The organism is Paucibacter hankyongi (assembly GCF_037482915.1).
GTDB classification, from domain to species: domain Bacteria; phylum Pseudomonadota; class Gammaproteobacteria; order Burkholderiales; family Burkholderiaceae_C; genus Paucibacter_A; species Paucibacter_A hankyongi.
This window is the reverse complement of sequence record NZ_JBBHJX010000004.1, coordinates 182620-196093: the sequence shown is the minus strand read 5'-3', so window position 1 is coordinate 196093 and position 13474 is coordinate 182620. Positions and strand designations below refer to the sequence as shown.

The window sequence follows — 13474 nt, the reverse complement described above, 5'->3', positions numbered from 1 at the left end:
TCAGTACTGAACTTTTTTCTCGACATAACGGAACTGCACCACGGTCAGCGCAATCACGATGAACATCAAGACCACCGACTGCGCGGCCGAGCCGCCCAGGTCCATGGCTTTGAAGCCGTCGTAATAGACCTTGTAGACCAGGATGGCGGTGTCTTTGCCGGGGCCGCCGTGGGTGGCAGCGTCGATGATGCCGAAGGTGTCAAAGAAGGCGTAGACCACGTTGATCACCAAGAGGAAGAAAGTGGTGGGCGAGAGCAGCGGGAACACAATGGTCCAAAAACGCCGCCAGGGGCCAGCGCCGTCGATGGCGGCGGCCTCGATCAGAGACTTAGGAATCGACTGCAAGCCCGCCAGGAAGAACAAGAAGTTGTAAGAGATTTGCTTCCACACCGCGGCCATCACCACCAGCGTCATCGCATGGTTGGAGTTGAGCAAATGGTTCCAGGGGATGCCCATGGCATTGAGCGCGTAAGACACCACGCCGATTGAGGGCGCGAACATAAAGAGCCACAGCACCCCGGCAATCGCAGGCGCCACCGCATAGGGCCAGATCAACAGCGTTTTGTAAAAGCCCGCACCCTTGACCACCCGGTCCGCCATCACCGCCAGCAGCAGTGAAACCGCAATGCCGATGCTGGCCACCAGCAGCGAGAACACTGCCGTGGTCTTGAAGGAGGCCAGATAGCTGGCGTCATTGAAGAGCTCGCGGAAGTTCTCCAGCCCGACCCATTCGGTCGACATGCCGAAAGCGTCTTGGCGCTGCAGCGATTGCAGAATCGCCTGACCGGCCGGCCAGAAGAAGAACACGGTGATCACCAGCAACTGCGGTGTTAGCAGCAGCCAGGGCAGCCAGGAGGTTTTGAATTGAACGCGTTTTTCCATGGGGATGAGGGTGCGTGGCAAGCCTGAGAAAACAAGAACCCGCCGGCTCGGTGCTCACCAAGACGGCGGGTTGATTGTGAATCAGCCGGGCTGAGGGCAAGGCTGAATAAGTCCCCGTGCGCCGCGGCAGGGTCTTTGCGGGATGTTGGGCAAGGTTCGCAACGCCGACCAAGGCCCGCAAAGTCCTGCCCCGAATGGGTTTGTGAGAGATGCCGCCCGCTCCGTCGTTGCGGCGCTTGGCGTTCGGGCCACCAGCCCGACCTGCGCGCCGCGCCTAGTTTCGGGCCCCATCTCTCGCAAACGCGACGTACGGGGACTTGTTCAACCTTGCCTTAGCCTTTGTTGGCTTTCTGGAAGCGCTCCAGCTGCTCATTGCCGCGCTGAATGGCGGCGTCCAAGCCTTCTTTGGCGCTCTTCTTGCCGCCCCACACCTGTTCCATCTCTTCGTCGATGATGGTGCGGATCTGCACAAAGTTGCCCAGACGGATGCCGCGTGACTTGTCGGTGGTCTTGCGGATCATCTGTGTCACGGCCACATCGGTGCCGGGGTTGGCCTTGTAGAAGCCACTCTTGTCGGTCAGCTCAAAAGCGGCCTTGGTGACCGGCAGATAGCCGGTGCGCTTGTGGCTCTCAGAGGCCACTTCGGCCTGGGCCAGGTAGTTGAAGAAGGCGGCCACGCCCTTGTACTCGGCAGGCTTTTTGCCGGCCATCACCCACAGGCTGGCGCCACCGATGACGGTGTTTTGCGGTGCGCCGGCCACATCGGGGTAGTAGGGCAGGGGCGCGATGCCGCTGGCGAACTTGGCGTTCTTCTTGATATTGGCGTACATGCCGGAGCTGCCGGTCATCATGGCGCATTCACCCGACACAAAGGTGGCGTCCGCGGCATTGCCCCGGCCCTTGTAGACCAACAAGCCTTGCTTGCTCATATTGGCTAGGTTCTCGATGTGGCGCACATGCAGCGGCGTGTTGAAGGCCAAACGTGTGTCCAGACCGCCGAAGCCGTTGTTCTTGCTGGCGTACTCGACGTTGTGCCAGGCCGAGAAGCTTTCCAGCTGCGTCCAGCTCACCCAAGAGGTGGTGAAGGGACATTTGTGGCCGCTGGCCTTGAGCTTGGCGGCGGCCAGAGCGACCTCGGGCCAGGTTGACGGCGGCTTGTTCGGGTCAATGCCGGCGGCCTTCAGTGCGTCTTTGTTGTAGTGGAAGACGGTGGTCGAGCTGTTGAAGGGGAAGCTCAGCATTTGGCCGTTGGGGGCGGTGTAGTAGCCGGCCACGGCAGGCACATAAGCGCCGGCGTCAAACTTGGCGCCACCCATCTTCATCACTTCACCCACCGGCACGATGGCGCCCTTGCTGGCCATCATGGTGGCGGTGCCGACTTCAAAGACTTGCAAGATGTGCGGCGCATTGCCGGCGCGGAAGGCGGCGATGGCGGCCGTCATCGACTCGTCGTAGCTGCCCTTGAAGGTGGGCACGATCTTGACGTCCTTCTGGCTGGCATTGAAGTCCTTGGCCAGATCGGTGACCCAGTCGCCCAGGCCGCCGCTCATCGAGTGCCACCATTGCACTTCCACCTGGGCCTGGGCCGAGGCACTGATCAGTCCGCCGGCCAGCAGCAGGGCCAGCGAGTATGCAAGCTTGTTGGATTTCATTCTTGAAGCTCCGTCGGTAAATAGGATGCGCGAAAAGAAAGGTCAGATGTTCGGCGCGGATTGTGACAGTCAGCCGCTTGGCTTTGCGCGCGCTTCGCACAAGGCGAAGCGCTTCTTTCCTTGTCGCGAAGCGCTGCGTGCCGGCAAGGACTTTGCAGGGCCGGCTCGCGAGAAAATGCTGCGCTGCGGTAGGATCGCTGCCCGGCCCTGGGTTCATGCCCCGCTGGGCGGGTGGTGTGCTAGACCGATTGAGTCCATCCGTTGACCCTTATTAGGTTTGTCTCACGATGCCCAGGGCCAAAAGCCCGCCAGCGCCGTTGCAAAATTCCAGCCTTGCGACCCAGGCCTTCCCAGGAGGCCGGGTTGCAGCCAACCATGGGCGCTTTGTCCGCGCCCGGCCGCCATGAATGCACCGCATCCGCTGATGTCTGTCCCCGCTCAAGATCTGCCTCCTGCCAAGCATGGTGCCGAAGCTGCACCCCGTCTGCGCGAGATTCCCTACAACTACACCTCCTTCTCCGACCGCGAGATCGTCATCCGCCTGCTCGGCAGCCATGCCTGGGAGTTGTTGAACCAGCTGCGCCAAGAGCGCCGCACCGGCCGTTCGGCGCGCATGTTGTACGAAGTCTTGGGCGATATCTGGGTGGTGCAGCGCAACCCCTATCTGCAAGACGATTTGCTGGACAACCCGAAGCGCCGCAGCCTTTTGATCGAGGCTTTGGAGCACCGCCTGCATGAGGTGGAGCGCCGCCGTGACCCGGCCAGTGACCCGCAGCGCGATGCCTCGGTGGGCGAGTTGCTGACGGCGGCGCGCAAGGCCATCAACCAGTTTGCGGCCCAGTTTGATGCGGTGGCCGAATTGCGCCGCCGCACCACGCGGCTCTTGGGCAAGACCACGGCGCGCGACAACATCAAATTCGACGGTCTGGCGCGCGTCTCGCATGTGACCGACGCCACCGACTGGCGGGTCGAGTACCCCTTTGTCGTGCTGACCCCCGATTCCGAGGCCGAAATGGCCCAGTTGGTAAAGGGCTGCATCGAGCTGGGCCTGACCATCATCCCGCGCGGCGGCGGCACCGGTTACACCGGCGGCGCCGTGCCCCTGGTCTGGAACAGCGCAGTCATCAACACCGAGAAGCTCGAAGCGCTGCGCGGCGTCGAGATGCTGACCTTGCCCGGCATGGACCGCGAGGTGGCCACCATCTTCAGCGAAGCTGGTGTGGTGACTCAGCGCGTAGCTGACCTGGCGGAACAGCATGGCTTTGTCTTCGCCGTCGACCCCACCAGCGCCGAGGCCTCCTGCGTGGGCGGCAATGTGGCGATGAATGCCGGCGGCAAGAAGGCGGTGCTCTGGGGCACGGCGCTCGATAACCTCGCGTCTTGGCGCATGGTCACGCCCGATGCCAAGTGGCTGGAGGTGGTTCGCCTGAACCACAATATGGGCAAGATCCATGATGTGGAGATGGCCAGCTTTGAGCTGCGCTACTTCGACGCCTCGGGCAAAAAGCTGGAGCGCACTGAGCGGCTCGACATCCCCGGCCGCGTCTTCCGCAAAGAAGGCCTGGGCAAGGACGTCACCGACAAGTTCCTGGCCGGCCTGCCCGGCATACAAAAAGAAGGTTGCGACGGCCTGATCACCAGCGCCCGCTGGGTGGTGCACAAAATGCCGGCCCATGTGCGCACCGTCTGCCTGGAATTTTTTGGCAACCCCAAGGACTGCGTGCCGGCGATTGTCGACATCAAGGACTTCATGTTCGCCGAAGCCAAGCGCCCCGGCGGCGCCGTGCTGGCGGGCCTGGAGCATCTGGACGATCGCTACCTGAAGGCCGTGGGCTACGCCACCAAGAGCAAGCGCGCCAATCTGGCCGGCGCCTCCAGCGGCGGCCTGCCCAAGATGGTCTTGGTGGGCGATATCGTTGGCGAGGACGCCGATGCGGTGGCCCGCGCCACCTCCGAGGTGGTGCGACTGGCCAATGGCCGCAACGGTGAAGGCTTTGTGGCCATCAGCGCCGATGCGCGCAAGAAGTTCTGGCTGGATCGCAAGCGCACCGCGGCCATCTCCAAGCACACCAATGCCTTCAAGGTGAACGAGGATGTGGTGATCCCGCTGCCGCGCATGGGCGAGTACACCCTGGGCATTGAGCGTATCAATATCGAGCTGAGCCTGCGCAACAAGCTGGGCTTTGTGGCGGCGCTCAAAAAGCTGTTCAGCCAAGGCGCTTTGCCCTTGGGCAAGAGCGATGACGCGGGCGACATCCCCAGCGCCGAACTGTTGGGCGACCGTGTCCAGCAAGCGCTCGCGCTCTTGGACGAGGTCGGTGGTCAGTGGCAGCTGTGGTTGGATCAGCTGGATGTGTCGCAAGCCGATGGCCGTAGCTTCTTCGACCAGTTGCAAGACCACAGCCTGCGCGCTTCTTGGAAGACGCAAATCCTCAAGCCGCTGCAAGCCATCTTCACCGGCGGCGCCTTTGCGGCGATTCTGGATGAGTGCAAGCGCATCCATCAGGAGCAGCTGCGTGGCCGCGTCTGGGTGGCGCTGCATATGCACGCTGGCGACGGCAATGTGCACACCAACATCCCGGTCAATTCCGATAACTACGAGATGCTGCAGACCGCGCATGAGGCGGTGGCCCGCATCATGAAGCTGGCGCGCAGCCTCGACGGTGTGATCTCCGGCGAGCACGGCATCGGCATCACCAAGCTGGAGTTCTTGAGCGACGCAGAGCTGGCGCCTTTTGCCGGCTACAAGGCCAAGGTGGACCCGGAAGGTCGCTTCAACAAGGGCAAGCTCTTGCGCCTGGGCGGGCCTGAGTCCATGACCACTTTTGCCGACCTGACCAATGCCTACACGCCCAGCTTCGGCTTGATGGGGCATGAGTCGCTGATCATGCAGCAAAGCGATATCGGCGCCATCAGCGACAGCATCAAGGACTGCCTGCGCTGCGGCAAGTGCAAGCCGGTTTGCGCGACGCATGTGCCGCGCGCCAATTTGCTCTATTCACCGCGCAACAAGATCCTGGCCACCTCGCTGCTGGTCGAGGCCTTTTTGTACGAAGAGCAGACCCGCCGCGGCATCTCGATCAAGCATTGGGAAGAGTTCGAGGATGTGGCCGACCACTGCACGGTCTGCCACAAATGCGCCAATCCTTGCCCGGTCAAGATCGACTTCGGCGATGTGACCATGAATATGCGCAACCTCTTGCGCAAGATGGGGCAGAAGAGCTTCCGCCCCGGCAATGCCGCGGCCATGTTCATGCTCAATGCCACCAACCCTGAGACCATCAAGATGGCTCGGGCGGCCATGGTGGGCGTGGGCTTCAAGGCCCAGCGCCTGGCGCATGATGTGCTGAAGACCTTTGCCAAGAAGCAGACCGCCGCCCCGCGCGCCACGCTGGGCCCGGCGCCGATCAAGGAACAGGTCATCCACTTCATCAATAAAAAGCTGCCCGGCGGCCTGCCCAAGAAAACGGCGCGGGCGCTGCTGGACATCGAGGACAAGGACTACGTGCCCATCATCCGCAACCCGGCCGCCACCACGGCCGAGACGGAGGCGGTGTTCTACTTCCCCGGCTGCGGCTCCGAGCGCCTGTTCAGCCAGGTGGGCCTGGCCACGCAAGCCATGCTCTGGCATGCCGGCGTGCAGACCGTGCTGCCACCGGGCTATCTGTGCTGCGGCTATCCGCAGCGCGGCTCGGGCCAGTTCGACAAGGCCGAGAAGATGATCACCGACAACCGGGTGCTCTTCCACCGCGTCGCCAACACGCTGAACTACCTGGACATCAAGACCGTGGTGGTGTCTTGTGGCACCTGCTATGACCAGCTGCAGGGCTATAAGTTCGAGGAGATCTTCCCCGGCTGCCGCATCATCGACATCCACGAGTACCTGCTGGAAAAAGGCATCACCCTCGGCTCCGACAAGAGCTATCTCTATCACGACCCCTGCCACACGCCGATGAAGCTGCAGGAGCCGATGAAGACCGTCAAGGCCTTGGTCGGCGACAACGTGGTCGAGAGCAAGCGCTGCTGCGGCGAGAGCGGCACCTTGGGCGTGACAAGGCCGGATATCTCGACGCAGATCCGTTTCCGCAAGGAAGAAGAGCTGCGCAAGACCGAGACCCAGCTGCGCGACAGCGGCAAGGTCGCCGCGGCCGAGAACCTGAAGATTTTGACCAGCTGCCCGAGCTGCTTGCAAGGCCTGTCGCGCTACGGCGGCGACCTGCAAAACGGCTTGCTCGAGGCCGACTACATCGTGGTGGAAATGGCCAAGAAGATCCTCGGTGAGGACTGGATGCCCGAGTATGTGGCCAAGGCCAATAGCGGCGGCATCGAGCGCGTCTTGGTTTAAACGACCGCTCGTGTCGCTGCCGGCTTGTGCCCCATGCAGGCCGGTGGCGATAGCGCGAATTCGCCTTTGTTTTTGTAGCAACTTGTCCTTCTAGCCGGCTTGGTGAGGTCTTGAAAATATGTTCAACTGAACACGCGGCCAAGACCAATTCTGAGCAAGGGACTTGTGAGGACATTCGACCCAACCGTCGCGCAGTTCGTCGATGACGCTGAGGTAGCGGCGCTGGATGACGCCTTGGCTTTGTGGTCGGGGCCGATGCGCTTGGCCATCTTGGTGCCGCTGGCCTGGCATCTGCGCCAGCGTGATTGCGGCCGCGCCTTGCAACTGGTCGATGAGGCCGAGGCCTTGATGGTCGGCTTGGACCTGGAGCCCGAGGCGGCCCACCGGGGTGGTGCTCGTTTACTGCTGGTGCGGGCCGAGTCAGCTTGGCTCAAGGGCAAACCCGATCTGGCCGAGCCCCTGGTGCGCCGAGCGATCGAGATGTTCGAAAAATTCGGCGATCGGGTCGGCGCCGGTGATGGCCGCGGACTGCTGGTTTCCTTGGCCATCGAGCGTGGCCAACCGCAATTGCGCGATGAGATGCTCAGCGCCGCCGAGGAAAATTTTCGCGCCGGCGGCGATGAAGAGCGGGTCCAGGCGAGCTCGGCTCGCCGGCTTTTATATGCCGCCTTTCGCGATGCCAAGGCCGCCGCCGTGCTGGTGGCCGAGCAGTTTGATGCCGCGCGCGACTACGGTCCGGTGGTGACGGCCATGCTGGCCAGCGTGCGGGCCGTGGTGGCTGGCTATACCGATGATCTGGCCGGTTCAATCAAGCACTTCACCATCGCCCGAGACTGTGCGATCAAGACCGGCCAGACCCGGCTGGCGATTGTGTCCGCCGGCAATGGTGCCGACTCCTTTTCATCGTTGGGGGACTTCGATGCGGCGCTGGAATGGTCAGCCCAGTCCTTGGAGCTGGCGCGCCGTACCGGCTGGCCCGGCATGTTGGGCCTGGCCCTGACCCAGTCGGCCAATGTGCTGCGCCTGCTCGGGCGGCGAGAAGACGCGCGAACCAATTTGCAGGAAGCCTTGTCGGTGCTGAGCGCACTGAACAAATCCAACAACTATGTGATGACTTTGCAGAACCTGGGTGAGTTGTTGCTCGACCTGGGTGAGCTGCAAGAGGCGCAGCAGCGCTTTGCCCAGGCCGAGGCCTCGGCCGCAGTCTTGGGCGAGCCGATGTTGCAACTGCGTTGCTTCCGGGGTCAGGCCTTGACGCTGTCACGCCTGGGGCTCTTGCCCGAGGCTTTGGCCAAGGCCGAGTTGGCGCAGGCGCTGGCCGAGCAGCACAGCAATGTCGAAGAGCAGATCAAGGTCCTGCGGGTGATGGCCGAGGTCTATCGCAGCCCCGGTTTGCCTGCGCCGCCCGATATGCAGCAGGAGAATGCGGAACTGCATTTTTTGCAGCTGGCCTTGAACCGGGTGGCCGCCGTCAGTGGCTTGTCGGCGCCGACCGAATTGCTGGACGATTTGGCGCGGGCCAATGCCCGCATCGGCGCTTTCGGGGCCGCCTATGGCTATGCAACGCAGGCGACGGCTACCCGAGAAAGCAGCCGCGTGGCCGAAGGTCACAAGCGGGCCATCGCCCTGCAGGTGCGCCAGGATACCGAGCGCGCGCATGCCGAGGCGGAACACCAGCGCCAACTGGCGCAGACCGAGGCACGCCGGGCGGCGGCATTGCAGGAGACCAGCGACACGCTGGAGACCTTGGGTCAGATCGGCCGTGAGGTGACGGCCAGCCTGAATGCCGATGAGGTATTTGCGGCCCTGAACCGGCATGTGCATCGACTGATGGATGCGTCCTTCTTCGGCGTTAGCCTGCTCGATATCGAGAATCGGCGTTTGGAAATGGTGTTCGCCATGGAGGGGGATCAGTCGGTGCCCGGTGCGCAGTTGGCACTGGATCATCCGAGCTCGCATTTCGCCCGCTGCGCGCGCGAATCGGCCGAGTTGGTGATCGAACTCGAGTGTGCCGATGAAGGCACTGCCGCCATTCCCGGCACGCTGGAAACGCGCAGCATGATGTACTTTCCGCTGCTGGTTGGGGAGCGGGTACTGGGGGTGATGTCGGTGCAGTCACCGCAGCAGCATGCCTATGGCGAGCGCGAGATTTCGATCATGCGGGCGCTGTGTGGCTACGGCGCCATCGCACTGGACAATGCCAATGCCTATCGCCAGCTGGAGGCCGCCACCGCCGCCAAGGGCCAGTTCCTGGCCAATATGAGCCACGAGATCCGCACGCCGATGAACGCGGTGCTGGGCATGCTCAAGCTCTTGCAAAACACCGACCTGGATGAGCGCCAGCTGGATTACACGGTCAAGGCATCCGGCGCGGCCAAGTCGCTGTTGGGCTTGATCAACGACATCCTCGATTTTTCCAAGATGGATGCCGGCAAGATGACGCTGGACCCGCAGCCCGTCGCCGTCGATCAGCTGATGCGCGACCTGTCGGTGATCGTGTCCACCAATGTCGGCAAAAAGCCGGTCGAGGTCTTGTTCGATATTGACCCGCAAGTGCCGCCGGTGCTGATCGCTGACGCCTTGCGCCTGCAGCAGGTGCTGATCAATCTGAGCGGCAACGCCATCAAGTTCACCGCCGAAGGCGAGGTCTTGATCCGCATCGAACTGCTGCAGCGCCAGGAGCAATCGGCGCGACTGCGCTTCTCGGTGCGCGACAGCGGCATCGGCATCGCGCCGGAGAACCAGAAGAACATCTTCGAAGGTTTTTCGCAGGCCGAGGTGTCGACCACGCGCCGCTTTGGCGGCACTGGCCTGGGGCTGAATATTTCCAAGCGCCTGGTCGATCTGATGGGCGGGATCTTGGGGCTTGAGAGTGAGTTGGGGCGCGGCAGCAGCTTTTTCTTCACCCTCGATCTGCCGATCGGCACGGCTCTGGCCGAGGTGCCGGATGAAGCCGCAGGCGCCGCTGAACACGAGCATCTGCAAGTCTTGGTCGTCGACGACAACGCGCTGGCGCGCGAACTGCTGCAGCATATGGTGGAGTCGCTGGGCTGGGAGGCGCAGGTGGCGGCCAGTGGTGCCGAGGCCTTGGCGCTGATGCAGGCTCGACGCAATGAAGGTGGCGGTGCTTTTGACGCGGTCTTGATGGACTGGGAAATGCCCGGCATGGACGGCTGGTTGACGATCGCACGCATGCGCGAAGCGCTCGGTCCGCAGGCGCCGGTGACGGTGATGGTGACGGCCCACGGCCGCGAACGTCTGGCCGAACGCAGCGATCAAGAACAGGCCAGCTTGAACGGCATTTTGGTCAAGCCGGTGACTGCGGCCATGCTGCATGACATGGTGCTGAGCGTGCGCGCCGGGCATTCCAATGTGCGGCACCGGGCGCGTGCGCGTGGCGCCAATCGGCAGGCCTTGAAGGGGATTCGGCTGCTGGTGGTGGAAGACAATGAGTTGAATCAGCAGGTCGCCAAGGAGCTGCTCCAACAGGCCGGGGCCGAGTTGCAATTGGCCGGTGATGGCCGGCAGGCCGTCGAGCTTTTGCGCGAGCGACCCGGCGCCTTCGATCTGGTGCTGATGGATGTGCAGATGCCGGTGATGGATGGCTTCACTGCGTCGCGCCTGATCCGCTCCGAGGAGGGTGAGGGCCTGGGGCTGACGGAACTACCGATTGTGGCGATGACGGCCAATGCGATGGCCTCCGACCGGGATGACTGTTTGGCGGCCGGCATGAACGACCATGTCAGCAAGCCCTTTGAGATTGATCAGCTGGTGCGGGTGGTGCTGCGCATGACGGGGCGGACGGAGCCGGGTGCGGCCGCGCCGCGGGAGTTCGCCACGCTGGCGTTGCCAGCCGACTTGCAGGCCCGGGCGCAGGCCTGCGGCATCGACGCTCAGACGGCCATTGACCGTTTCATGGGCAAGGCCGAGCTGTATCAGCGCATGGTCAAGTCCTTCTGCAGCAATGCAGAAAACTTGCCGGCCCAGCTCGACGCCTTTTTGTCACTGGGGCAAATGCCCGAGGCCCAGATGGCGCTGCACAGCTTCAAGGGCTTGGCCGCCACTTTGGGGGCGACCGACTTGGCTCAGTTGGGCGGGCAAGGCGAGGCGATGCTCAAGGCCGCTGAAGCGCCCGACGCGGCCTGGCGCGCCGGCTTGGCGCAGGCCATCATCGCCAACAACGCCAGCTTGCGGGCCTTGGCCGCCGACATCGTGGCCCTGGCCGCCCCGCCGGCGCCCTGACTCACTCCGCCGAGAGGCGGCGCTCCTTGATCAAGGCGTGCCAAGCCTGCGTTTCCTGTTGAATGAAGCGGCTCAGGTTTGCGCCATCGCTGGGCGCGAGCTCCAGGCCGAAATCCTCCAGCCGCGCCTTCACCTCCGGGATGGCCAGCGCCTTCTGCATCTCGCTGCCGAGGCGGGCTGTGATGGCTTCGGGCGTGCCCTTGGGGACGAACAGACCCTGCCAGGCCGCGACGTCGACGCCCTTCAGGCCCAGTTCTTCAAAGGTCGGCACATCCGGCAGCTGCGCGATGCGCTTGCTGCTCAGCACGGCCAGCGGGCGCAGCTTGCCGGCGCGGATCTGCGGCAGACCGGCGGCGCTGTCCAGAACTGCCATCGGCACCACGCCGGCCATCAGGTCTTGGATCGCAAAGGCAGTGCCGCGGTAGGGCACGTGGACGATGAAACTTTGGCTGCGTTCCTTGATCAATTCCATCGCCAAATGGTGTGGGCTGCCGATGCCGGCGGAGGCATAGCTGTATTTGCCCGGATGGGCCTTTACCTCTGCCAGCCACTGGCGGGCGCTGGTGAATCCGGAGGCGGGGTTGACGGTCAGGATCAAGGGGAAGCGAGCCATCAGGCCAACTGGCGCGAGGTCGCTGACCGCATAGGGCAGCTTCTTGTACATCGCGTGGTTGAACACCATGGCGCCGTTGTCGCCACTCAGTACTGTGTAGCCATCGGGTGCAGACTTGGCCACTGCATCGGTGCCGATGCTGCCGGCCGCGCCGGGCCGGTTGTCGATGATGATGGTCTGGCCAAGCTGTTTGGCCAGCTGCGGCGCGAGTTGTCGGGCCAGGAAATCAGAACCGCCGCCGGCGGGGTAGGCCACCACCCATTTGATCGGCTTGCTGGGCCAGTTGTCGGCCAGCGCTGGGCTGGCGCCGAGGGGACTCAGGGCCAGCAGGGCCATGCCGAGGAGTTGGCGGCGACGCGAGCCGATGGGAGCGTTGAGGCACATGAAGCGATTCCTGTCTTGGGTTGCTACAGTCGGCGCATCTTAGCCATAGCCAGCCCCTTGTCATGACCAGCGCCCCTGAATGCCCTCTTTGCCGCGACGATGGAGGCCTGTTGATCCTGCAAACACCGCAGTGGCGCGTCATTCGCGCCGAGGATGCACAGTTTCCGGCCTTTTACCGACTCGTTTGGCAGGCCCATGTGGCCGAGTTCAGCGAGCTGAGTGGTCCCGAGAGGCTGGCTTGCATGGAGGCGGTCACCGTGATCGAGCGGGTCTTGCGCGAGGCCTTGCGGCCGACAAAGATCAATCTGGCCGCGCTCGGCAATGTGGTGCCGCATCTGCATTGGCATGTTGTGGCCCGTTTTGACTGGGACAGCCACTTTCCCAATCCGATCTGGGGCGTGCCCATGCGCGGCCTGGAAGGGGCGGCGGTGGATCGCTTGGCTGTCGGCTTGAGTGATTTGGATGAAAGGGTGCGCGCGGCGCTGTCGACGCTGCTCGGCTGAGCGCACCTCGGCTTACACTGGCCGCAGGCCCCCAACAGTGAAGGAATCCGCCCGATGCTGAAGCGGCGTCAGTTGAACCATGTGCTGCTGAGCGCTTTGCTGCCTTGCGGCTGGGTTCGCGCCAGCGATCAGGGTCAGGTCTTGCATGGCTTTACCGAAAACCTGCCGCCGTTGAATTACTCGGGCGAAACGGGACCGGCCGGATTCAGTGTTGAATTGCTGCGCATGATGGCCAGCGAGGCCAAACTCAAGCTCGACATCGAGGTGCAACCCTGGGTGCGTGCCGTCCGCTCGGCCGGCGAGTCACGCGACTCGTTACTGTTTTCGCTCGCGCGCCTGCCTGAACGCGAGGCCCAATACCAATGGGTTGGGCCGATCAGCGAACGCCGCATCGTCATCTATCGTTTGAGCAAGCGCACCGACTTGTCTTTTGCGGGTTTCGGTGAGCTGGGTGGCAGCCGCCTCGGCGCGGTGCGTGAATCGGCCGCCGGCAAGCAGTTGCTGGCGCTCGGCCTGAAGTCCGACGAGGACATCGAGTGGGCGCAGGATGACGCCAGCAATTTGCGCAAGCTCTTGGCCAGCCGGATGGAATACCTGGTCATGCTGGACTGGGCCGCGGCCTGGAATCTGCGCCAGCTCAAGCTGCCGTTCTCGGCCCTGACCCAGGTGCATGAGTTGGATACCCGGCTGTCTTATTGGTACGGCTTGCACCAGAATTTTGATCCGGCCACTCGGCAGCGTTTGCAGGCCGCGCTGGATGCACTCAAACGCGACGGGCGCTACGCCAAGCTGCGGCAGCGCTATTTTGAAGATTGAGAGACAAAGGCTTCGAGAACGGCATCAAGCGAGAGCG

General features: G+C 63.2%; 7 protein-coding genes. 4 read left to right on the top strand and 3 right to left on the bottom strand.

What is annotated here, in order from left to right:
* Together ugpA and ugpB are read right to left on the bottom strand one after the other, a co-directional pair.
* A complete protein-coding gene (ugpA, locus tag WG899_RS09070) occupies nucleotides 1-882 on the bottom strand; it encodes a sn-glycerol-3-phosphate ABC transporter permease UgpA (RefSeq protein ID WP_339595310.1) in 882 nt (293 codons plus the stop codon).
* A gap of 332 nt (nucleotides 883-1214) precedes the next feature.
* Nucleotides 1215-2534, bottom strand: a complete 1320-nt coding sequence (ugpB, locus tag WG899_RS09065; RefSeq protein WP_339595309.1) for a sn-glycerol-3-phosphate ABC transporter substrate-binding protein UgpB — start codon at nucleotides 2532-2534, stop codon at nucleotides 1215-1217.
* 403 nt (nucleotides 2535-2937) lie between these two features.
* Between ugpB and WG899_RS09060 the strand changes: the two genes are divergently transcribed.
* Nucleotides 2938-6879: a DUF3683 domain-containing protein gene (locus WG899_RS09060; protein WP_444718828.1), complete on the top strand. Its 3942-nt coding sequence runs from the start codon at nucleotides 2938-2940 to the stop codon at nucleotides 6877-6879.
* A 165-nt stretch (nucleotides 6880-7044) separates the two neighbouring features.
* The gene (locus tag WG899_RS09055; RefSeq protein WP_339595307.1) at nucleotides 7045-11121 is read left to right on the top strand and encodes a response regulator; all 4077 of its coding nucleotides are present in this window, start codon (nucleotides 7045-7047) and stop codon (nucleotides 11119-11121) included.
* Between the two features lies 1 nt (nucleotide 11122).
* Here the strand turns inward: WG899_RS09055 and WG899_RS09050 are convergent, their stop codons facing one another.
* Nucleotides 11123-12118 (bottom strand): Bug family tripartite tricarboxylate transporter substrate binding protein, encoded by a 996-nt coding sequence (locus tag WG899_RS09050; RefSeq protein ID WP_339595306.1) that lies wholly within the window; start codon nucleotides 12116-12118, stop codon nucleotides 11123-11125.
* Between the two features lie 62 nt (nucleotides 12119-12180).
* Between WG899_RS09050 and WG899_RS09045 the strand changes: the two genes are divergently transcribed.
* Both WG899_RS09045 and WG899_RS09040 read left to right on the top strand, forming a co-directional pair.
* Nucleotides 12181-12621 (top strand): HIT family protein, encoded by a 441-nt coding sequence (locus tag WG899_RS09045; protein WP_339595305.1) that lies wholly within the window; start codon nucleotides 12181-12183, stop codon nucleotides 12619-12621.
* 54 nt (nucleotides 12622-12675) lie between these two features.
* Entirely contained in the window at nucleotides 12676-13437 is a 762-nt protein-coding gene (locus WG899_RS09040; RefSeq protein ID WP_339595304.1) for a substrate-binding periplasmic protein, read from the top strand.
* The last annotated feature ends 37 nt before the right edge of the window (nucleotides 13438-13474 follow it).

Coding starts and splice junctions, on each gene's coding strand:
- ugpA (WP_339595310.1), bottom strand. CDS start 882: ATGGAAAAACGCGTTCAATTCAAAACCTCCTGGCTGCCCTGGCTGCTG.
- WG899_RS09060 (WP_444718828.1), top strand. CDS start 2,938: ATGAATGCACCGCATCCGCTGATGTCTGTCCCCGCTCAAGATCTGCCT.
- WG899_RS09040 (WP_339595304.1), top strand. CDS start 12,676: ATGCTGAAGCGGCGTCAGTTGAACCATGTGCTGCTGAGCGCTTTGCTG.
- ugpB (WP_339595309.1), bottom strand. CDS start 2,534: ATGAAATCCAACAAGCTTGCATACTCGCTGGCCCTGCTGCTGGCCGGC.
- WG899_RS09050 (WP_339595306.1), bottom strand. CDS start 12,118: ATGTGCCTCAACGCTCCCATCGGCTCGCGTCGCCGCCAACTCCTCGGC.
- WG899_RS09045 (WP_339595305.1), top strand. CDS start 12,181: ATGACCAGCGCCCCTGAATGCCCTCTTTGCCGCGACGATGGAGGCCTG.